Origin of the sequence: Bacteroides celer (assembly GCF_002632415.2) — a bacterium.
Taxonomy (GTDB): domain Bacteria; phylum Bacteroidota; class Bacteroidia; order Bacteroidales; family Bacteroidaceae; genus Bacteroides.
Map to the genome: position 1 here is coordinate 5,734,651 of NZ_CP178209.1, position 21,654 is coordinate 5,756,304.

11 protein-coding genes are annotated in these 21,654 nt (G+C 43.3%); 9 read left to right on the forward strand and 2 right to left on the reverse strand.

Features of this window, described 5'->3' with window-relative positions; translation table 11 throughout:
* Positions 1-11: 11 nt before the first annotated feature.
* Positions 12-3,137, reverse strand: a complete 3,126-nt coding sequence (locus tag CJF29_RS22860; protein WP_004298342.1) for a SusC/RagA family TonB-linked outer membrane protein — start codon at positions 3,135-3,137, stop codon at positions 12-14.
* A 484-nt stretch (positions 3,138-3,621) separates the two neighbouring features.
* Between CJF29_RS22860 and CJF29_RS22865 the strand changes: the two genes are divergently transcribed.
* From CJF29_RS22865 to lpxA, 5 genes are all read left to right on the forward strand, one after another.
* Positions 3,622-6,729, forward strand: coding sequence for a glycoside hydrolase family 2 TIM barrel-domain containing protein (locus CJF29_RS22865; RefSeq protein ID WP_099147481.1), 3,108 nt, complete (start codon positions 3,622-3,624; stop codon positions 6,727-6,729).
* A gap of 184 nt (positions 6,730-6,913) precedes the next feature.
* Positions 6,914-8,089 carry an efflux RND transporter periplasmic adaptor subunit gene (locus tag CJF29_RS22870; protein WP_032841908.1) on the forward strand — a complete coding sequence of 392 codons (1,176 nt, stop codon included), beginning with the start codon at positions 6,914-6,916 and terminating at the stop codon, positions 8,087-8,089.
* Between the two features lie 15 nt (positions 8,090-8,104).
* Complete coding sequence (locus CJF29_RS22875) at positions 8,105-11,536, forward strand: efflux RND transporter permease subunit (protein WP_008998205.1); 3,432 nt, start codon at positions 8,105-8,107, stop codon at positions 11,534-11,536.
* Positions 11,537-11,547: 11 nt separating this feature from the next.
* Entirely contained in the window at positions 11,548-12,939 is a 1,392-nt protein-coding gene (locus tag CJF29_RS22880) for a TolC family protein (protein WP_004307480.1), read from the forward strand.
* 18 nt (positions 12,940-12,957) lie between these two features.
* Positions 12,958-13,728 (forward strand): acyl-ACP--UDP-N-acetylglucosamine O-acyltransferase, encoded by a 771-nt coding sequence (gene lpxA / locus CJF29_RS22885; protein ID WP_099147480.1) that lies wholly within the window; start codon positions 12,958-12,960, stop codon positions 13,726-13,728.
* Between the two features lie 84 nt (positions 13,729-13,812).
* Here lpxA and CJF29_RS22890 read toward each other — a convergent pair whose 3' ends face one another.
* Positions 13,813-14,454 (reverse strand): carbohydrate-binding family 9-like protein, encoded by a 642-nt coding sequence (locus tag CJF29_RS22890; protein WP_099147479.1) that lies wholly within the window; start codon positions 14,452-14,454, stop codon positions 13,813-13,815.
* A 112-nt stretch (positions 14,455-14,566) separates the two neighbouring features.
* Between CJF29_RS22890 and CJF29_RS22895 the strand changes: the two genes are divergently transcribed.
* From CJF29_RS22895 to tnpC, 4 genes are all read left to right on the forward strand, one after another.
* Entirely contained in the window at positions 14,567-18,625 is a 4,059-nt protein-coding gene (locus CJF29_RS22895; protein ID WP_099147478.1) for a two-component regulator propeller domain-containing protein, read from the forward strand.
* A gap of 176 nt (positions 18,626-18,801) precedes the next feature.
* Positions 18,802-19,170: a hypothetical protein gene (locus tag CJF29_RS22900; protein WP_170834904.1), complete on the forward strand. Its 369-nt coding sequence runs from the start codon at positions 18,802-18,804 to the stop codon at positions 19,168-19,170.
* Position 19,171: 1 nt separating this feature from the next.
* The gene (gene tnpB / locus CJF29_RS22905) at positions 19,172-19,516 is read left to right on the forward strand and encodes an IS66 family insertion sequence element accessory protein TnpB (RefSeq protein ID WP_004297053.1); all 345 of its coding nucleotides are present in this window, start codon (positions 19,172-19,174) and stop codon (positions 19,514-19,516) included.
* A gap of 88 nt (positions 19,517-19,604) precedes the next feature.
* Positions 19,605-21,383: an IS66 family transposase gene (gene tnpC / locus CJF29_RS22910; protein ID WP_004300191.1), complete on the forward strand. Its 1,779-nt coding sequence runs from the start codon at positions 19,605-19,607 to the stop codon at positions 21,381-21,383.
* Positions 21,384-21,654: the final 271 nt, after the last annotated feature.

Sequence of the window (21,654 nt, forward strand, 5' to 3'; positions counted from 1 at the left end):
TGTCAGCACTATTAAAAGGTTAGATTAATACCTAAATTATATATTTTAATGATAGGGTAAGAATCCGCATTATTCGGATTACATTCAGGGTCCATGATGTCAAACTTATCAAAAGTCAGCAGATTATAGCCTGTCAGTTTTATACCTAACTGCTGGATACCCAGTTTCTTCAACATCTTCTTATCTGTGAAGTTATATCCTATTGTCACATTCTTCAGCTTCAAATAAGAACCGTCTCGCACCCACAAAGAGGAGGAACGCATATTATAGACTGCATTTGTCTCTGTAAACCGCGGTGTAGTAGCTGTATTAGCCGTTTCCGGTGTCCAGCGCGTATCTGCATGGAACTGCATCAAACCACGGATTTTACCATTACCAAAAGGTTCTCTGAAAGCTCCGTCCAGCAACAAAGAGCGTTGTGCAGCACCAGTCCAGTTCATCGTCAGGAAAAAGCCTTTGTAATTGATACCATAATTCAATCCGAATGTATAAGCCGGACGAGTCGGGTTTCCAATGATAGTCTGGTCGTCGGAAGTAATTTCCTCATCACCGTTCAAATCCCGGTATTTCACATCACCCGGCTTCACGGACACACCCGGATCGGGCAGACCTGCCACCAGTTTGCCGTTCTCTCCGAAGTCCGCTTCTGTATAGAAACCGTCCGCCACATACCCGAAGAGTGTTCCGACCGGATTTCCTGTCCGCCACATATAAGGTTCATTAGGCTCAACTTCGTCTTGGAAAATAATCTTATTCTTTGAATAGGAAACGTTTGCCTGAACATTATACTGAACCTGCCCGATCTTGTCATTCCACCTCACTTCTACCTCATATCCACGGTTTTTCACTTTACCCATATTTACGGCAGGTAGAATTGATGAAGTCAACCCCGTTAATAAAGGTACTGTCTTACGATTGATGAGAATATCCTTACGTTCTTCGAGGAAATAGTCCAAAGAGATTTTCAGACGGCTCTTCAAGAAATGAACGTCCAATCCATAGTTCTGTTTCAGCGCAGTTTCCCAAGTCACGTTCGGATTGCCCAGACGCTTCTCCAATGCACCCAGAATTAACGCCTTGCTGTTATAACCAAAGTTGAATCCATACTTATTGTTATTCCACCCGTCTACTCCGCTCAGATTCACATCATAAGAATCCGGCAGGAATAAGAAGCGGTTATTTCCAAGATTGTCATTTCCGACCAAGCCGACAGAAGCACGGAATTTCAGATAATCAACCACCTTCTGTTTTTTCATGAAGGCCTCTTCCGACAGGATATAACCGATGGAACCGGCAGGAAACGCACCGAATCTCTTACCCGGAGCAAAATTCTCAGAACCATTATAACCGAAGTTAACTTCTGCCATATAGCGGGATTTGTAATCATACGTCAGACGGCCTACAAAACCGATGTAAGCAGACGGTACTCCCACCCATTGAGCGGGATAGTATTTCTTACTCTGATTGTACAAGAACAATCCCCCGACATTATGAAAACCAAACTTACGGTTATATCTCAAGCTTGCTTCCAGATACCAGTCTCGTGCCCGCGAGGAAGTTTCCTCATATTGCAAGCTCTTATTTTCTCCTTTGATCTTATAAACAATATTCTTGTTGAAATCTGGCGAATCATAACCAAGTGACGGATCTTCCAAAGAAGATTGATAGAAAGGCATAAATTGTTCCACTTGCCCTTTACGCTTTTTGGTAAAACCATAACTCGTATTATAAGCACCTTTTATTTCCGCCGACAATCCTTTGGTTATGAAGTCCAACTTCTGATTCAACAGAAGGTCCAGATTCATCGTATTATTAATAGCAGTTGAGTAACCCGTTCCATAACATTTAGGCAAAGCACTGTTGCCCAGATTTATTTTATTATCAAAACGTTCCTCGGGGGTAACTATGAGTTGTCCGTCAATTACACCCGGACTACTGAACGGAGTTGTCTGATTAATCAGTGTCCAGATCGAATTAGTCGCATCATTAATCATCGGTTCATTCCGGTTACCTACAATGCCGCCGATACCAATCTTCAGCGTGGTAGTCTTAGTTACATTAAAGTCTAAATTCGCACGATAATTGTATCTTTTGTATTTATAATTATTATCATACCCCACTCCTTCAAACTGTTTCAACAGACCATTCTGATATAAGAAACCTAAAGATATGAAGTAACGTATATCCTTTGTTCCTCCGGAAATATTCAGGTTATGCTGTGTCTGCATAGATGTTTTATTAAGCAGATACTTTCTCCAGTCGATACTGGGGTACATAATAGGTTCATCATTCAATCTGAACCGTTCAACTGCATAATTATTGAACACCAAATCGTTCTCGGTAGCATTTGGTTTGTCATTTGTTATAATCTCGTTTCTTAAAGTAGCATACGTATAGCTGTCTGCCATTTCAAGCATACGGGTGGGCATCTGGATACCAACCGAAGAATTTACGGAAATTTTCGCTTTGCCTTCCTTACCACGACGTGTAGTCACCAAAATTACGCCATTTGCACCACGCACACCGAACACGGCAGTAGCAGAAGCGTCTTTCAGAACCGTCACGCTCTCTATTTCATTCGGGTCCATTTGATAAAACGAACGTTCTATACCATCCACCAAAATCAAAGGAGAGGAAGCACTTTCTGTCAAGGACCCCACTCCGCGAATAAACACCTTAGGGTCTTCCTGTCCCGGCTGACCGCTAGTCTGGACGGATGAGAGTCCTGTAATCTGACCCGCCAGGGAATTGGCCACACTTGCATTCGGCGAACGTATCAACGCTTCATTGTTTACAGCAGAAATAGCTCCTGTCAGAGTTTCTTTCTTTTGTGTACCATAGGCCACAACTGTAACTTCCTGAAGTTCATTGGCCGTTTCTTTTAAAATAATTTTCAGTTGTTTGCGTCCATTTAATGGCACTTCTTGAGGTTCATATCCCATGAACGAAATTTGCAGAACTGCTTTTTGAAGATTGCTTACTTTTAAATGGAAAACACCATTCATGTCAGTAATAGCACCGTTGGCCGTACCTTTTTCCTTTACATTGGCACCAATCACCTCTAAGTTAGATTCATCCAATACAGTTCCCGTTACTGTATTTTGCGCCCATGCCAAGAGCGAACAACACATAAGCATTAACGTACTGATGCACCTCTTGCATCTTTTTAGTCTCGTCAGTTTGTTCATAATAATAAATTTAAGAATTTGAAATAGGTTTGTTAAAAACACTCGCCACAAATTAAGTGATTGTAATAGTTTTTAAGATACAATTATCATACTAAAAAGGGACAAAATAGTACAAATAAGAAATAAAAAGCATTAAAATTAGCTGTATTACTCATAGTATCAGGATGTCACGCTAGAAAAATACAGCCTATTCATCGTTTCTTCTTGACTTTACCATACTCGAGAGGTGATACTCAAAAAGTTAATTTACCAAGTTCTTCTTTCACCGTAAATCTATGCCAACTCCACATACCATTACCAGACTCCATTGAATAGTTCATAAATAAATTAAAATTGAACTATTGACATACCTATTAGACTTATTATTCTCTTTTATTAATCAAATTATTCCCTATCTTTGACTCCCGAAATTCAAACCTAATACAAAAAACCCATGAAGAAACAACTACTCTCTTGCTGCTTGGCTGCATTGGGACTGACAGCAATTCAAGCGCAAAGCTTCAACGAGTGGAAAGATCCGGAAGTGAATTCCGCAAACCGCTCCGCTATGCACACTAATTACTTTGCTTTCGCATCGGCTGATGAAGCTAAAGCCGGCATTAAAGAAAATTCCGCAAATTTCATGACCCTGAACGGTCTTTGGAAATTCAACTGGGTGAGACACGCAGACGCACGCCCGACCGACTTTTACCAGACTAATTTCAACGACAAAGGTTGGGATGACCTTCAGGTGCCTGGCGTTTGGGAGTTGAACGGTTACGGTGATCCTATCTATGTCAACGTAGGATATGCCTGGAGAAGCCAATTCAAAAACAATCCTCCGCAAGTGCCGACAGAAAACAATCACGTAGGCTCTTACCGGAAAGAAATCATCCTTCCCGCCGACTGGAAAGGCAAAGAGATTTTTGCGCATTTCGGCTCGGTAACTTCCAACATGTACCTTTGGGTGAACGGACGTTACGTAGGATATAGCGAAGACAGCAAACTGGAAGCCGAGTTCAACCTGACCAACTACCTGAAACCGGGTAAAAACGTGATTGCCTTCCAGGTATTCCGCTGGTGCGACGGCAGTTATCTGGAAGATCAGGACTTCTTCCGCTACTCTAGCGTAGGACGTGACTGCTATCTTTACGCACGTGACAAGAAATACATCCAGGATATTCGCCTCACTCCAGATTTGGATAGCCAATATAAAGACGGTACGCTGAACATAGCCGTTGATCTGAAAGGAAGCGGCACAGTTGCCTTGGACTTGACAGATACTCAAGGTAACAGTGTAGCAACTGCCGACCTGAAAGGCTCTGGCAAATTAAACACTACCCTATCCATCTCCAACCCGGCCAAATGGACTGCCGAAACGCCTAATCTCTACACGCTGACCGCTACACTGAAAAACGGCAACAACGTAGTAGAAGTAATCCCCGTTAAAGTAGGATTCCGCAAGATTGAGCTGAAAGGCGGACAGATACTCGTCAACGGGCAACCGGTACTCTTCAAAGGAGCCGACCGTCACGAAATGGACCCGGACGGCGGTTATGTCGTTTCTCTCGAACGTATGTTGCAGGATATCAAAGTGATGAAAGAATTGAATATCAACGCTGTACGTACTTGTCATTATCCGGACGACAACCGTTGGTATGACCTTTGTGACCAATATGGTCTGTATGTAGTGGCCGAAGCCAACGTAGAATCTCACGGAATGGGTTACGGCGATCAGACACTGGCAAAGAACCCGAGTTACGCTAAAGCTCACATGGAGCGTAACCAACGCAATGTACAACGCGGATACAACCATCCGTCCATCATCTTCTGGTCACTGGGCAACGAAGCCGGCATGGGACCGAACTTTGAGGAATGCTACACTTGGATTAAGAACGAAGACAAGACACGTGCCGTACAGTATGAACAAGCAGGAACCAGCGAATTCACCGATATTTTCTGCCCGATGTATTATGACTACGACGCTTGTATCAAATATAGCGAAGGCGACATCCAAAAGCCGTTAATCCAATGCGAATACGCGCACGCAATGGGTAATTCACAGGGAGGATTCAAAGAATACTGGGACATCATCCGCAAATATCCGAAATATCAGGGTGGATTTATCTGGGACTTTGTAGATCAGTCCTGCCACTGGAAAAACAAAGACGGAGTAAATATCTATGGTTATGGCGGTGATTTCAACAAATACGACGCTTCGGACAACAACTTCAACGATAACGGTTTAATCAGCCCCGACCGCGTGCCTAATCCGCATGCTTATGAAGTAGCTTATTTCTATCAGGATATATGGACTACTCCTGCGGATCTTACCAAAGGTGAAATCAATATCTTCAACGAATATTTCTTCCGCGACCTCTCTGCATATTATATGGAATGGCAATTACTGGCAAACGGGGAAGTAGTGCAAACAGGCATTGTATCCGACCTGAAAGTTGCACCCCAGCAAACTGTGAAAGTGCAAATTCCGTTTAACGTGAAGAATATCTGTCCTTGCAAGGAATTGTTGCTGAATGTGAGCTATAAACTGAAAGCCGCCGAAACGTTGCTGCCGGCAGGAACGACTATCGCTTACGACCAGTTAAGCATCCGCGACTACAAAGCACCGGAACTGAAACTGGAAAATCAACAGGCTTCCAATATTCCGGTTATCGTGCCCAGTATTTTGGACAACGACCGCAATTACCTGATTGTGAAAGGTGAAAACTTCTCTATGGACTTCAATAAGCACAATGGTTACCTTTGTCGCTACGACGTCAATGGTATGCAAATGATGGAAGACGGCAGCGCATTGACTCCTAACTTCTGGCGTGCACCGACCGACAATGATTTCGGAGCCGGACTGCAACATAAATATGCTGCATGGAAGAATCCGGAGCTGAAACTGACTTCTCTAAAACATGCTATTGAAAACGATCAGGCAGTGGTTCGTGCTGAATATGATATGAAATCGATAGGTGGAACATTGTCACTGACTTATACTATTAATAATAAAGGTGCAGTGAAGGTTACGCAGAAGATGGTGGCAGACAAGAGCAAGAAGGTTTCTGAAATGTTCCGCTTCGGTATGCAAATGCGTATGCCTGTCAACTTCAATGAGGTGGAGTACTACGGCCGTGGTCCGGGAGAAAACTATGCTGACCGTAACCACGGAGCCATGCTAGGCAAATACCGCCAGACAATAGAAGAACAATTCTATCCTTACATCCGCCCGCAGGAAACCGGAACCAAAACGGATATCCGCTGGTGGAGACTTCTGAACATTAGTGGTAACGGATTGCAATTCATATCGGATGCTCCTTTCTCTGCTTCTGCCCTGAATTATACCATCGAGTCATTGGATGACGGTGACGGTAAAGATCAACGTCACTCACCGGAAGTAGAAAAGGCAGACTTCACCAATTTCTGTATCGATAAGGCACAAGCAGGGCTTGCTTGTGTGAACAGTTGGGGAGCTATACCACTGGAAAAATACCGTCTTCCTTACCAAGATTATGAGTTAAGTTTTATTATGACTCCTGTATATCATAAAATAAAGTAAAAAACATAGTTAAAAAACACGGTATCAGAGAACAAGAATACCGAATTTAAAGTATTTTTGCAGCCGGAAACTAATTTAACCGAATTAGTTTCCGGCTTTTTCTTCCTTAACCCCCTTAATCTATATGGACGAACAGCACACTGGCAACAAACGCATTAAATTAAAAAACAGATATTTATTAAGTATGAAAAGTAGAATTGTTTTATTTGCATTTTGCGTAGCCCTCTTGTCTAGTTGTGGCAATAAGGGCAATGACACAGGAAAGGCTCCTGAATATGCAGTACAAGAGTTACAAAAAACAACTGCCAATTTAACAACCGCTTATCCGGCTACAATCAAAGGTAAACAAGATGTAGAAATCCGCCCCCAAGTATCGGGCTTCATCACGAAACTGTGTGTAGACGAAGGAGCAACTGTACGTAAGGGACAAGTGTTGTTCATTGTTGACCCGACTCAATATGAAGCAGCCGTACGCACTGCCAAAGCAGCAGTTGCTACAGCCGAAGCAGCAGTGAGCACTCAACAAATGACGTATGACAATAAGAAAGAGTTGAACAAGAAGCAAATTATCAGTGACTATGACCTGGCAATGGCAGAAAACTCTCTGGCACAAACCAAAGCACAGTTGGCACAGGCAAAAGCACAACTGACCACTGCTCAACAGAACTTGTCATTCACACAAGTTAAAAGCCCGTCAGATGGTGTTATCAACGATATTCCTTATCGTATAGGGGCACTAGTAAGCCCTTCTATCGCTACACCGATGACTACCGTATCCGAAATTGACGAAGTATACGTATACTTCTCAATGACAGAAAAGGAATTGCTGGCAATGACCAAGTCCGGTAGCACAATCAAAGAAGAAATCAGCAAGATACCGACTATCAAACTGCAACTAATCGACGGTTCCACATACGATGTAGATGGAAAAGTAGACGCTATCACAGGCGTTATCGACCAATCTACCGGTTCGGTAAGCATTCGTGCTATCTTCCCGAATAAGGAACATGTATTGCGTAGTGGAGGCACGGCAAACGCTCTGATTCCTTATACCATGGAGAATGTAATCACTATACCGCAGTCTGCAACAGTAGAAATCCAGGATAAGAAGTTCGTTTATGTTCTGCAACCGGACAACACAGTGAAATATACAGAAATCAAAATCTTTAATCTGGATAACGGGAAAGAGTACTTGGTTACTTCCGGTTTGAATTCAGGAGATAAAATTGTAATCGAAGGAGTACAAAACCTGAAAGATGGCCAGAAGGTTCAACCTATCACACCAGCGCAGAAAGAAGCAAACTATCAACAACATTTGAAAGACCAACGCGACGGTAATTTAGCCACAGCCTTCAACTAATAATCAGATAATCATATGAAATTAGATAGATTTATTAACCGTCCGGTACTATCAACCGTTATTTCTATCCTGATAGTCATCCTGGGGGCTATCGGATTGGCGACACTGCCTATCACGCAGTATCCGGACATCGCGCCTCCTACCGTTTCGGTAAGAGCCACCTATACGGGAGCCAGTGCATCGACCGTATTGAATTCCGTGATTGCTCCATTGGAGGAACAGATCAACGGTGTAGAAAACATGATGTATATGACCTCAACTGCGTCAAACACAGGTTCCGGTGAGATATCCATATATTTTAAACAAGGAACAGACCCGGACATGGCCGCTGTCAATGTACAAAACCGTGTCTCTATGGCACAAGGTCTGTTGCCTGCCGAAGTAACTAAAGTCGGTGTAACCACCCAAAAACGCCAGACTTCCATGCTGGTAGTATTCTCTCTATATGACGAGACAGATACATATAGCGAATCATTTATTGAAAACTATGCTAAAATCAACCTAATCCCACAAGTACAACGTGTTCAAGGTGTAGGTGATGCTAACGTTTTGGGTCAGGATTATTCTATGCGTATCTGGTTACGACCGGACGTCATGGCACAATACAAGCTCGTACCTAGTGATGTTTCCACTGCTCTGGCAGAACAAAATGTCGAAGCAGCTCCAGGACAGTTCGGTGAACGAAGTAACCAAACTTTCCAATATACTATCCGCTATAAAGGACGTTTGCAACAGCCTGAAGAGTTTGAAAATATCGTTATCAAATCTCTTCCTGACGGTGAAGTACTCCGTCTGAAAGATATAGCAGAAATTCAGCTGGACCGTTTGGGATATAACTTTACCAACCGGGTAGACGGCCACAAATCTGTGACTTGTATCGTATACCAGATGGCAGGAACCAATGCGACACAGACCATCAGTGATATTGAAGCATTGTTGGATGAAGCATCAAAAACGTTACCTACCGGATTGAAACTGAACATCTCCATGAATGCCAACGACTTCCTCTTCGCTTCTATCCATGAAGTATTGAAGACGTTGATCGAAGCATTTATCCTGGTGTTTATCGTAGTGTATATCTTCTTGCAGGATTTACGTTCGACATTGATTCCGACTATTGCCATTCCGGTAGCTCTGATCGGTACTTTCTTCATCCTGTCCCTGGTAGGATTCAGTTTGAACTTGTTGACGTTATGTGCGCTCGTGCTTGCTATTGCGATTGTGGTCGACGATGCGATTGTGGTCGTCGAGGGTGTGCATGCCAAGCTTGACCAAGGTTATACATCTGCCCGTCTGGCTTCTATCGATGCCATGAATGAATTGGGTGGTGCTATCGTATCTATTACGTTGGTCATGATGGCTGTATTCGTTCCGGTAAGTTTCATGGGAGGTACAGCAGGAACATTCTATCGTCAGTTCGGTATGACTATGGCTATCGCTATCGGTCTGTCTGCATTGAACGCATTGACTTTGAGTCCGGCTTTGTGCGCCGTTCTTCTGAAACCTCACAAAAAAGAAGATGGAACAACGGAAGACTCCACATTGAAAGAACGTATGAAAGTAGCCTATACGGCAGCCCATACAACTATGATCAACAGATATACCGAAGCTATCGGGAAGATGTTGCATCCGGGAATTACACTTACTTTCACGCTTATTGCCATTCTCGGCATGATCTTTGGTTTGTTCAGTATCAATCCGATAGTTACTGCTATTTTCGTAGTGCTTAGTGTTCTGGCACTGATTGGAATGAGTACGAAGAAGTTTAAAAACAGATTCAACGATACATACGAATCAATCCTGAAACGTTATAAGAAACGAGTACTGTTCTTTATCCAGAAGAAATGGTTGTCTATGGGATTAGTTGTCGCTTCCATTGCGATACTTGTATTCTTCATGAACACCACCCCGACAGGTATGGTACCTAATGAAGATACCGGAACACTGATGGGAGCAGTAACATTACCTCCGGGTACTTCTCAAGACCGTTCCGAAGAGATTTTGGCACGTGTAGACAGTCTGATCGCTTCCGATCCTGCGGTATTGTCACGTACTATGATTTCCGGATTCAGCTTTATCGGTGGTCAGGGACCTTCCTATGGTTCTTTCATTATCAAACTGAAAGACTGGGACGAACGTTCCATGATACAGAATTCAGACGTTGTGGTCGGCTCCTTATATATGCGTGCACAGAAGATTATCAAAGAAGCACAAGTATTGTTCTTCGCTCCTCCTATGATCCCGGGTTACTCGGCATCTACGGATATTGAAGTGAATATGCAGGATAAGACCGGTGGTGATCTGAACAAATTCTTCGATGTGGTTAATGATTATACGGCAGCATTGGAAGCACGTCCGGAAATTAATTCAGCAAAGACTTCCTTCAACCCGAATTTCCCGCAATACATGATTGACATTGATGCGGCAGCTTGTAAAAAAGCTGGCATCAGCCCGAGCGATATCCTCACTACTATGCAAGGATATTACGGAGGTTTGTACGCATCCAACTTCAATCGTTTCGGTAAGATGTATCGTGTTATGATTCAGTCAGATCCGTTATCACGCAAAAACCTGGAATCTTTAAAAAATATCAAGGTGCGTAATAGTGCAGGCGAGATGGCCCCGATTGCCCAGTTCATTTCTGTGGAGAAAGTATATGGTCCGGATATTATTAGTCGTTTCAACCTTTATACCTCTATGAAAGTAATGGTAGCTCCGGCAAGTGGTTATACATCCGGTCAGGCATTGACGGCTCTTGCCGAAGTTGCTCAAGAAAACCTGCCTACCGGTTATACGTATGAACTAGGAGGTATGGCGCGTGAAGAGGCTCAAAGTAGCGGAAGTGCTACCGGACTGATTTTTGTACTCTGTTTTGTATTCGTTTACTTATTGTTGAGTGCACAGTACGAAAGTTACATTCTTCCATTGGCCGTATTATTATCCATTCCGTTCGGTCTGTTAGGCAGTTTCCTGTTTGTGAATGGTGTAAGTGCTATCGGTAATATTTCGGCATTGAAGATGATTCTGGGTACGATGTCAAACAATATCTATATGCAGATCGCGTTAATCATGTTGATGGGTCTGTTGGCGAAGAATGCCATCTTGATCGTAGAGTTCGCCCTAGATCGTCGCAAGATGGGTATGAGTATCACTTGGGCAGCTGTATTGGGTGCCGGTGCTCGTCTCCGCCCGATTCTGATGACATCATTGGCGATGGTAGTCGGTTTGCTTCCGTTGATGTTTGCCTTCGGTGTAGGTGCCCACGGTAACCGTACACTAGGTACTGCCTCTATCGGTGGTATGTTAATCGGTATGATTTGCCAAATTTTCATCGTTCCTGCCTTGTTTGTTATCTTCCAGTATCTGCAAGAGAAAGTTAAACCGATGGAATGGGAAGATATTGACAATGCAGATGCCGTAACAGAGATTGAACAATACGCTAAATAATGAAATTCGATATGAAGAAACAGATTCTATATATGTTGTGCGCAACTGCTCTCTTGAGCAGCTGCCACATCTATAAGTCGTATGACAGACCCGAAGATATCACTACTTCCGGCCTGTATCGCGATCCGGTAGCGGATAATGATACACTGGCTTCGGATACAGCTAATTTCGGAAATCTGCCGTGGAGAGAAGTCTTCACCGACCCGCAACTCCAGTCACTCATCGAAGCGGGACTGAAACAAAATACGGACCTCTTATCTGCTGCACAGAATGTGAAAGCGGCAGAAGCATCCCTGATGTCGGCACGTTTGGCTTATGCTCCGTCACTGGGATTGTCTCCGCAAGGAACGATTAGCAGCTTCGACAAGAACGCAGCTACAAAAACTTATTCATTACCTGTCACAGCTAGTTGGCAAATTGATTTGTTTGGTCAGCTACTGAATGCTAAACGGAGTGCCCAGGTTACTCTGAAGCAAACTAAGGCTTACCGCCAGGCAGTACAGACACAGGTTATCTCTAACGTCGCCAATATGTATTATACATTAATGATGTTGGACCGCCAGTTGGAAATAACCAAGGCTACAGCAGAAATTCTGAAAAAGAATGCAGAAACGATGGAAGCCATGAAAGATGCGGCCATGTATAGCATCAATTCAGCTGGTGTAGAACAAAGTAAAGCCGCTTACGCACAGGTACTTGCCAGTATTCCTGATATCGAGCAGAGTATCCGCGAAACGGAAAATGCACTGTCTACTCTTTTGGGAGAGGCTCCCCATGCCATCAAGCGTGGTGAATTGGAGGCACAAGTACTTCCAACCGAACTTTCCGCCGGTGTGCCTATCCAGCTATTATCCAATCGTCCGGACGTAAAAGCAGCCGAAATGTCATTGGCTAGTTGCTATTATAATACCAACTCGGCTCGTGCCGCTTTCTATCCGCAAATCACACTTAGCGGTTCAGCAGGATGGACAAATAATTCAGGAGCCGGAATCGTTAATCCCGGCAAATTGTTGGCCTCTGTTGTCGGTTCACTGACACAGCCATTGTTCTACCGCGGACAGAACATCGCTCGCCTGAAAGCTGCTAAAGCGCAGGAAGAACAAGCGAAATTATCTTTCCAACAAGCCTTATTGAATGCTGGTAGTGAGGTTAGCAATGCGCTAAGTTTATACCAAAAGACCAGTGAAAAGGTAGAATCTCGCCAAATGCAGGTAGAATCGGCTAAAAAAGCTTCGGAAGATACAAAAGAATTGTTTAACTTAGGGACCTCAACCTACCTGGAAGTATTGTCTGCACAACAGTCTTACCTGAGCGCACAAATCTCTCAGGTTTCTGATTGCTTTGATCGAATGCAGGCAGTAGTAAGCCTTTACCAGGCACTGGGTGGTGGAAGAGAAGAATAACTTTAAACATATACTATTATGATTAGTCCGTTAGCTTACGTAGATCCCGAAGCAAAGCTAGGCAAGAATGTAACTGTTCTGCCTTTTGCCTACATCGAAAAGAATGTAGAGATCGGAGATGACTGCGTCATCATGTCTTACGCTAGTATCTTGCAAGGTACTAAAATGGGAAAAGGAAATAAGGTACATCAGAATGCCGTCCTCGGAGCGGAACCGCAAGATTTCCACTACACAGGAGAAGAAAGTAGCCTGATTATTGGAGATAACAACGATATTCGTGAGAATGTGGTAATCAGCCGCGCTACATTTGCCGGCAATGCTACCAAAATCGGAAATGGAAACTACCTAATGGATAAGGTACACCTTTGCCATGATGTACAAATCAGCAATAACTGTGTAGTAGGCATAGGTACTACCATTGCAGGAGAGTGTATGCTGGATGACTGCGCTATCCTAAGTGGCAATGTCACCTTACACCAATATTGTCATATAGGTAGCTGGACACTGGTACAAAGTGGATGCCGTATATCTAAGGATGTGCCTCCATACGTTATCATGTCAGGAAATCCGGTGGCATATCACGGTGTAAATGCTGTGGTTCTCTCGCAACATCGCAATACATCGGAAAGAGTCCTCCGTCACATCGCCAACGCATACCGTTTGATTTATCAGGGTAATTTTAGCGTTCAGGATGCTGTACAGAAGATCATCGATCAGGTTCCTATGAGTGAGGAGATCGAGAATATTGTAGATTTCGTGAAGAACTCGGAAAGAGGGATTGTGAAATAAATAAAGTGAGTCCATATAAAGAAGGTTGATACTTGAAAAAGTATCAACCTTCTTTTTTATCTTCAAATTCAAAGATTCAATTCACTATTCAAACTCCAACGTTCCGAAGAAATCAGGGCGGTGGAAATCCGGCTGTTCAATCTGTATCGGATTCCATGAAAGGAAATGAGGGGTCTGCAATTCATCGCCACATTTATAGAAATTAGCTTTTATCTCCTTTCCGTCGAGCGAATCAATCTGGTGCTTAAAGAACACAGAATACGGAATAATAAGGGCCACTTCCCAGTCCGTTTCACCGATGCGTTCAGCAAAAGGCTGATTACCCAGACTAGACCAGCGTTGTACAAGAGCAGTCACCTCTTTCGGTGCATGTTCGCGGTTGTTACGCACAGGTCCGGCACCCACCAGAATAGTTCCGATGCAATTGCATTCTATATTATAATAGATCCCGTCGCCTGCAGGTATGGAAAAGAATTCCACGCAGGAGTCAGTCCATACAGAACCGTTATCTTCTCCATACTTGGCACGTACACTCTCCTCTTTCACTTTAAAATGTAGCAAAATCGAGTTCTGTGTGTGAGCAATTCGAAAATTCACTTTAGGTTTGTAAGGATATTCAGCCCAATTGACACACTGAATCGACTGAAAATCTATTTTTTCTTCATCGAATAGTTTAGGAAGCGAACAAGCCTCCACGTTAGCCGCACTAATTTTCTTTACTTTCATATATCTTTCGTTTGAATGATACAAATATAGTTACTTTCTTCTAATAAGGTTCACAGAAATCGAATAAAAACAATATATTTGCATAGATGTAAACACCTTAAAAAATAAATTAGTGAGAAAAGTAATTCTTTTATTTCTGCTATTTTTAAGCGTAGCTGGAGTCCGCACACAAGGTCAAAACATCACTTTTAGCCACTTGACCACGGACGACGGACTCTCCCAATTTTCTGTCAATAGCCTTTATATTGATGAACGGGGAATTATATGGATCGGCACTCGTGAAGGACTGAACCGGTATAACGGTAACGATATCAAAAGTTTCAAACTTAATAAAAACGATCCGAACAGCTTGTTCAGCAATACAGTGCTGCGCATCACCGGAAACAAAAACGGAAAGGTATACCTGCTCTGTACGGACGGGGTGGCAGAATTCGATCTGACCACACAAAGATTCAAAACGTTGCTGCAAGGCAATGTGGATGCTATTTATTTCAATGAGAAATTATATATCGGGAAAAGAGAAGAAGTATTTGTATATAATGAAAGTACGGGAAACTTCGATCTCTACTATCATCTTGCCGGAAAAGATATCACCCTCTCCTGCCTCCACTTGGACGAAAAGAAAAATCTGTGGATGGGAACTACCAGTAACGGACTTTACTGCCTGTCCGACGATAAGAAAATTTCCCAACCTGTCACAAGAGGTAATATTGCCAGCATCTACGAAGATTCTTCCAAAGAATTATGGATAGGCAGTTGGGAAGAAGGACTTTACCACGTAAAGAAAGACGGAAGCATCGAAAACCTCCACCACGAACCCGGAAACCCGAACAGCCTTTGCTCCAACTTCGTAAGAAGTTGTAGCGAGGACAACGCAGGCAACTTATGGATAGGAACCTTTCACGGGTTAAATCGCTATGAAAAGAGCACAGGCAAATTCCAACTTTACACTGCCAACGCGAACAAACCCGACGGTCTCACCCACTCCTCTATCTGGTGCATCGTCAAAGATGAACAAGGAACAATTTGGCTGGGCACTTATTTCGGAGGAGTCAACTATTTCAATCCGGAATATGAAATCTATACCCGCTACAAGACGGGAGATACAGAAAAAGAAGGTTTAAGTAGCCCGATTGTTGGCAGAATGACTGAAGATAAAGACGGAAACTTATGGATTTGTACTGAAGGCGGTGGCGTGAATGTGTACGACCGGAAAAACAACACCTATCGGTGGTATCCCCACGAAGAGGGCAAAAATAGCATTTCCCATAACAATGTCAAAGCAATCTACTACGACCGGACTAATGAAATCATGTGGATAGGTACACACTTGGGAGGATTGAACAAACTCGACCTGCGTACCAACCGTTTCACAGTCTACCGGATGAAAGCCGGAGACCCAACCTCACTACCTTCGGATATCGTCCGAGACATTGTACCTTATAAGGACAAGCTGGTTGTCGCCACACAAAACGGTGTTTGTCTTTTCAATCCGGCAACAGGCACTTGCCAACAACTCTTCAAAGAGACTAAAGAAGGACGAGGTATTGGCATGGTAGCCAGTCTTTGCATTGATAAAGACGGTACATTGTGGATTGCGGCTACCGGAGAGGGTGTTTATTCTTACCGGTTCGACAGCGGTAAACTTACTAATTATCCGCACAATCCCGCTAATCCGAACAGTCTTAGCAACAATAATATCAACAGTATCATGCAGGACAGTAACGGTAATCTATGGTTCTGCACCTCCGGAAGCGGTCTCGACCGTTACCGTAAGGCAAGTGATGACTTTGAAAACTTCGATGTACAGACAGATGGTCTATCCAGTGACTGTATCTACGAAGTATGCGAATCGTCCATACAGAAAGGTGACTTATTGCTGATTACCAATCAAGGCTTCTCACAGTTCGACTATCCAAGCAAGAAATTCTATAATTACGGTACGGAAAACGGATTCCCGTTGACTGCCGTCAATGAAAACGCACTATTTGTGACACATGACGGAGAAGTATTCCTTGGCGGTATTCAGGGAATGATTTCTTTCTGGGAGAAAAAATTACATTTCACTCCCAAATCATATAATATCATTCTTTCCCGCCTGTTTGTCAACGGAAAAGAAGTAGTTCCGGGAGATGAAAGCGGCATCCTGGAACAGTCGATCTGTCATACTCCGGAAATCAGTCTGAAAGCGAATCAATCGATGTTTAGCATCGAATATGCCACTTCCAACTTCATCCCTGCCAACAGAGATGAAATTCTCTATCGCCTGGAGGGTTTCTCAGACGAATGGAACCATACTTACCGGAAGCAAACGCTGATTACTTATACAAACCTGAATCCGGGTAAATATACCCTTGTCATCAAATCACAGAGGGAAGGAATAAAAGAGGCCAGACTGCTGATTATCGTACTCCCTTCATGGTATGAGACATGGTGGGCTTACCTGATTTATACCATTGTCACTATCAGCCTGTTATGGTATCTTATTCAGAACTATAATTCGCGCATCAAACTCCGTGAGTCTTTGAAGTACGAAAAGAAGCATATTGAAGACCTCGAAGCATTGAACCAGTCGAAACTCCGTTTCTTCACTAACATCTCGCACGAATTCCGCACACCGTTAACGCTGATCGTGGGACAAGTGGAAACTTTGTTGCAGGTGCAGACATTTACGCCTAATATATATAATAAGGTATTGGGAATCTACAAGAACAGTCTCCAATTACGGGAACTGATTACGGAACTACTTGATTTCCGTAAACAGGAACAGGGTCACATGAAGATCAAAGTTAGCCAGCACAATCTGGTTAACTTCCTGTATGAGAATTATCTGCTCTTCCTCGAATATGCGAGCAGTAAACAAATCAACTTCAAGTTCAACAAACAGAAGGATGACATTGAAGTATGGTATGACCAAAAGCAGATGCAGAAAGTAATAAACAACCTGCTGTCTAATGCAGTGAAGCATACCAAGGCCGAAGATACAATTTCGATTAATGTATCGCAGGAGAAAGACCATGTCATCATTGAAATAAAAGATACCGGGACAGGTATCTCCGCTGCCGAAATTGATAAGATATTCGACCGTTTCTATCAGACCGAACATCTCAACTCGCTGAATACCGGAGCCGGTACAGGCATCGGACTGGCACTGACAAAAGGTATTGTGGAACTTCATCACGGCACAATCCGGGTAGAAAGCGAACCGGGCAAAGGAAGCAGTTTCATTATCACCCTCAAACTAGGCAAGGAACACTTCACAGAAGAGCAAATAGCGAAAGATGATACGGAAACCATCCAGCAAACAGAGACTATTGTTCCTTCAGTAGAAATAATCCCTGATTCGGAATGGAAAGAAGAAGATAACAAGCGCATCGAAGACGCCAAAATGCTGATAGTGGAAGACAATGAATCTATCAAGCAGATGTTAGTCGGTATTTTCGAAACATTCTATCAAGTCAGTACGGCTTCCGACGGAGTAGAAGCATTAGAAATGATACAGAAGGATATGCCGAGCATCATTTTAAGTGATGTCGTAATGCCACGCATGTCGGGTACGGAACTTTGCAAACAGATCAAGACGGACTTTAACACTTGCCATATTCCGGTGGTATTATTAACCGCACGTACTGCTATAGAGCACAATATCGAAGGTTTGAAGATTGGTGCGGATGATTATATCACGAAACCGTTTAATACCAATCTTCTGATTTCCCGCTGCAATAACCTGGTTAACTCCCGCCGGCTATTGCAAGAGAAGTTCAGCAAACAACCACAGGCTTTTGCCCAAATGTTGGCTACCAACCCGATGGATAAGGAGATGCTCGACCGCGCGATGGCCATTATCGAACGCCATCTGGACAATACGGATTTCAACGTTAATATCTTCGCCCGCGAAATGGGTATGGCACGTACGAACCTATTCACTAAACTGAAAGCAGTTACAGGCCAGACCCCGAATGATTTCATCCTAAGCATACGTCTCAAAAAAGGCGCTGTCATGTTAAGGAATAACCCGGAGCTGAATATCACGGAGATCTCTGACCGGATTGGGTTCTCCTCCTCCCGCTATTTCAGTAAATGTTTCAAGGAGATTTATCACGTCAGTCCGCTGGCTTATCGTAAAGGAGAAGAGAGCGAAGAAGAAGGAGACGGAGAAGAAACAGATTAGCAGGTAACTATACAAGCACTCTTGCAAAATAATCTTATATTATTAGGCACGGATCACACGGATTTCACGGATTAAAAAACGATGAGTATGAAAACAACGTAACCATTCTATTTTCCGCCTTGACATAAGTTGTTAGCCGCCATATCTTTGCGCCGTAACCTTTAACAAGAATGATTATGGCAAAAGAAAAAGTAAACTATCAGGAGGTATATGACCTCTACCAGTTATGCAGCGAGACCAAAGATCTTCGAGAGTTCTGTGCTGATTATGGTGTAAATTACGACAAGTTCATGAACTGGCAGCGTCACCAGTTGTGGAGTGAGAAGTTAGGCAAGACAGTCCAGGTTGAGCAGCCCAAGGTTGCCAAAGTCCAGATAACCGGGAAACCATGCAATAGTCCAACTGTGAAGTTGGACGTGAAACATCCTGAAGGTGAACCACCAATAAAATGGATCAAGTTACAGCTGGCGTCTGGCGCAACACTGTTCCTGAGAAACACCACCGTTCTTGATTTGAGCCTGTTGCTTAATAAAATGATAGGATGATATGCTTGGACTGAGTGCTAACCTTAACTATTACCTGTTTAACGGTAATGTTGATTTGCGGAAAGGCATTTTCCGTCTGTGTGAGAGTATAAGGGAAGAAATGTCCCTTGACCCGAGCGATGCGTCCAATGTATATATGTTCATGTCCCGGAACCGAAAGGTTGTGAAGATACTTCATTACGAACGCGGTTTTTATGTGCTTTACGAAAAACGTCCTGTTATGGGCAAATTCAAGAAACCTGTATTTGATGAAGTCTCCAGGTGCTACCGGATACAGTGGTCGGACATGGCTTATCTTACGGAAAGCATTGTAGTTGACAAGATGTACGTTAGTCCGAAAGGCTAATATTAACATACTGATTATCAACAGGATAGTATAAAAAATAAACGGTAAAAAGTTTGCGTAAGTGCCTGATTTTTCGTACCTTTATATCATGATTGATGAAAGAGCATACGAGTTACTTTGCTGCCAGCTGGGTCTGGCGAATGAGGAAAAGGCAGGTCTTCGCAAACAGAATAAAGAATTGATTGCGAGGCTTGAGTCTATTGAAGAATCCAACAGGGAGAACTCTAAAAATCTGATAGATACCATCAATGATCTCAAAGATACCATCGAAAAGCAGTCAACCACGGTTGAACATTACAGGAAAGAAATGGAACTTATGAGAAAGCAGCTTGAAGCAAAGGATGAGGTGAACAGGATGCTGGCAAACGAGATCTCCAATCTCAGACTTCAGCTTGAGGACAGCAGGAAACACCGTTTCGGCCGTACTTCCGAGCAAAGAAGGCTGTTGAACAACCGTAATCTCGACAAGTCCGCTCTGGAACAATCCGAGTATGACGGTTCTGACAGGAAGGATGATAATAATAAGACCGATGATAACGAAACCGGCAGCAATACCTCTTCCGGCAACATACCTGCCCAGAACAGCAAACCTTCAAGGAGAAAGGAAACCGCACCACGTGCCGGGAAAACAAAATTGAAAGTTGACAAGGTGGTAGTACATGAAGTGGACGAGTATTACACGCTTCCAGAAGGGGGACGGTTTATGAACCGCAACGGTATGCCTGATGTGTGGGAATACAGGGTCATAGAACATGTAAGGGCTTATAACGTGGAGCATGTTTACAAGGTGGCAAGGGTAAAGCTTGCGGACGGCACTTTCACAAGCACCATGGAACATCCGCTGAAAAACCTTGGAGGTATCTTCTCTCCTGAACTGCTTGCCCGTCTGCTTTGTCTGAAATATGACTTCAGCATGCCTGAGAACAGACAGATAAGACTGCTTGCAAGAGAGGGTATCCACATAAGCAATACCACGCTGAACAGCTATATCCATAACGGAATCGCCAAACTAAGGGAGTTCATGGAAGATGTCTTCAAGGAGTTTGTACAGAGAGCTAATTACCTTATGGTTGATGAGACTACTGAGCTTGTTGGAGTGGAAACAAAGGAAGGTAAGGCTTACAGGAGAAAGTACTTATGGGCTTTCTTTGCCAAGCATATTAAGATGGTCTATTATCACTATAATAACGGCAGCAGGTCGTCCGATGCGGCAAAATCATTCCTGGAATATTTTATGGGAACCATATCCACTGACGGATATACGGTTTACAGGATGTTTGACGGAGACGACTCAAAGGTGCTTCATATAGGATGCTGGACGCATTGTAGAAGGTTGTGGGTTGATGCCCTGCCTTCAGACAGAACAGCGATGGACATAATAGATCCTATCGGTGAGATGTTCAGAAATGAAGACCTGTTCCGTATGATGAAACTCAGCGGTGAGCAGATTAAGGAAAGAAGGCTTAAGCTAACAGGACCGATTCTTGAACGTATCCATCATAAGGTGGTCATTATGATGCAGGATGCGAAGATTATGGCTAACGAACTGATGAGAAAGGCCGTGAACTATACGATAAACCAGTGGAAATCCTTGAGAAATATCCTCAAGGACGGTTCAGCAGAAATCTCGAACAACCTCTGTGAGCAAAGGATGAAACCTGTAAAGCTGCTGCTCAAGAACTGTATGAACGTTGGCAGTGAGGATGCGGCAGAAAACTCTGCATTCACCTTCTCTCTGATAGAAAGCTGTAAGTTGAACGGCATAGACCCTCAGAATTACCTGAAACACTTGTTTGAATGTATTCTTCATGGTAAGGACTGCGACAAGAAGGCTCTTCTGCCATGTTTCTATAAACCGGAATGTTAAAACAAAAATATTTTCTTACGGGCATTTTTATTTTATCGGCTGAAAGACAGCCGATAAAATTGGCGTGGCGGAAAATAGTATGGTTACGAAAACAACAGCGTTAATCCGTGTGATCCGTGCCTAAATTTATGATATAAACGGTTTCTTAGTCCGGACATCTTCGCCCGAATAAAGAAGGTAACTTCTTAAGTGTACTATTTTGTACTTCACTTGTACATTCCTACTCATTCTTTTTCTTCCAATCGCTTATCTTTGTGTTCATTACATTATT

What these genes read in the sequence shown, in the direction of transcription:
- CJF29_RS22860 (WP_004298342.1), bottom strand. Translation starts at nt 3,137, where the DNA reads ATGCTTATGTGTTGTTCGCTCTTGGCATGGGCGCAAAATACAGTAACG.
- CJF29_RS22865 (WP_099147481.1), top strand. Translation starts at nt 3,622, where the DNA reads ATGAAGAAACAACTACTCTCTTGCTGCTTGGCTGCATTGGGACTGACA.
- CJF29_RS22870 (WP_032841908.1), top strand. Translation starts at nt 6,914, where the DNA reads ATGAAAAGTAGAATTGTTTTATTTGCATTTTGCGTAGCCCTCTTGTCT.
- CJF29_RS22875 (WP_008998205.1), top strand. Translation starts at nt 8,105, where the DNA reads ATGAAATTAGATAGATTTATTAACCGTCCGGTACTATCAACCGTTATT.
- CJF29_RS22880 (WP_004307480.1), top strand. Translation starts at nt 11,548, where the DNA reads ATGAAGAAACAGATTCTATATATGTTGTGCGCAACTGCTCTCTTGAGC.
- lpxA (WP_099147480.1), top strand. Translation starts at nt 12,958, where the DNA reads ATGATTAGTCCGTTAGCTTACGTAGATCCCGAAGCAAAGCTAGGCAAG.
- CJF29_RS22890 (WP_099147479.1), bottom strand. Translation starts at nt 14,454, where the DNA reads ATGAAAGTAAAGAAAATTAGTGCGGCTAACGTGGAGGCTTGTTCGCTT.
- CJF29_RS22900 (WP_170834904.1), top strand. Translation starts at nt 18,802, where the DNA reads ATGGCAAAAGAAAAAGTAAACTATCAGGAGGTATATGACCTCTACCAG.
- tnpB (WP_004297053.1), top strand. Translation starts at nt 19,172, where the DNA reads ATGCTTGGACTGAGTGCTAACCTTAACTATTACCTGTTTAACGGTAAT.
- tnpC (WP_004300191.1), top strand. Translation starts at nt 19,605, where the DNA reads ATGATTGATGAAAGAGCATACGAGTTACTTTGCTGCCAGCTGGGTCTG.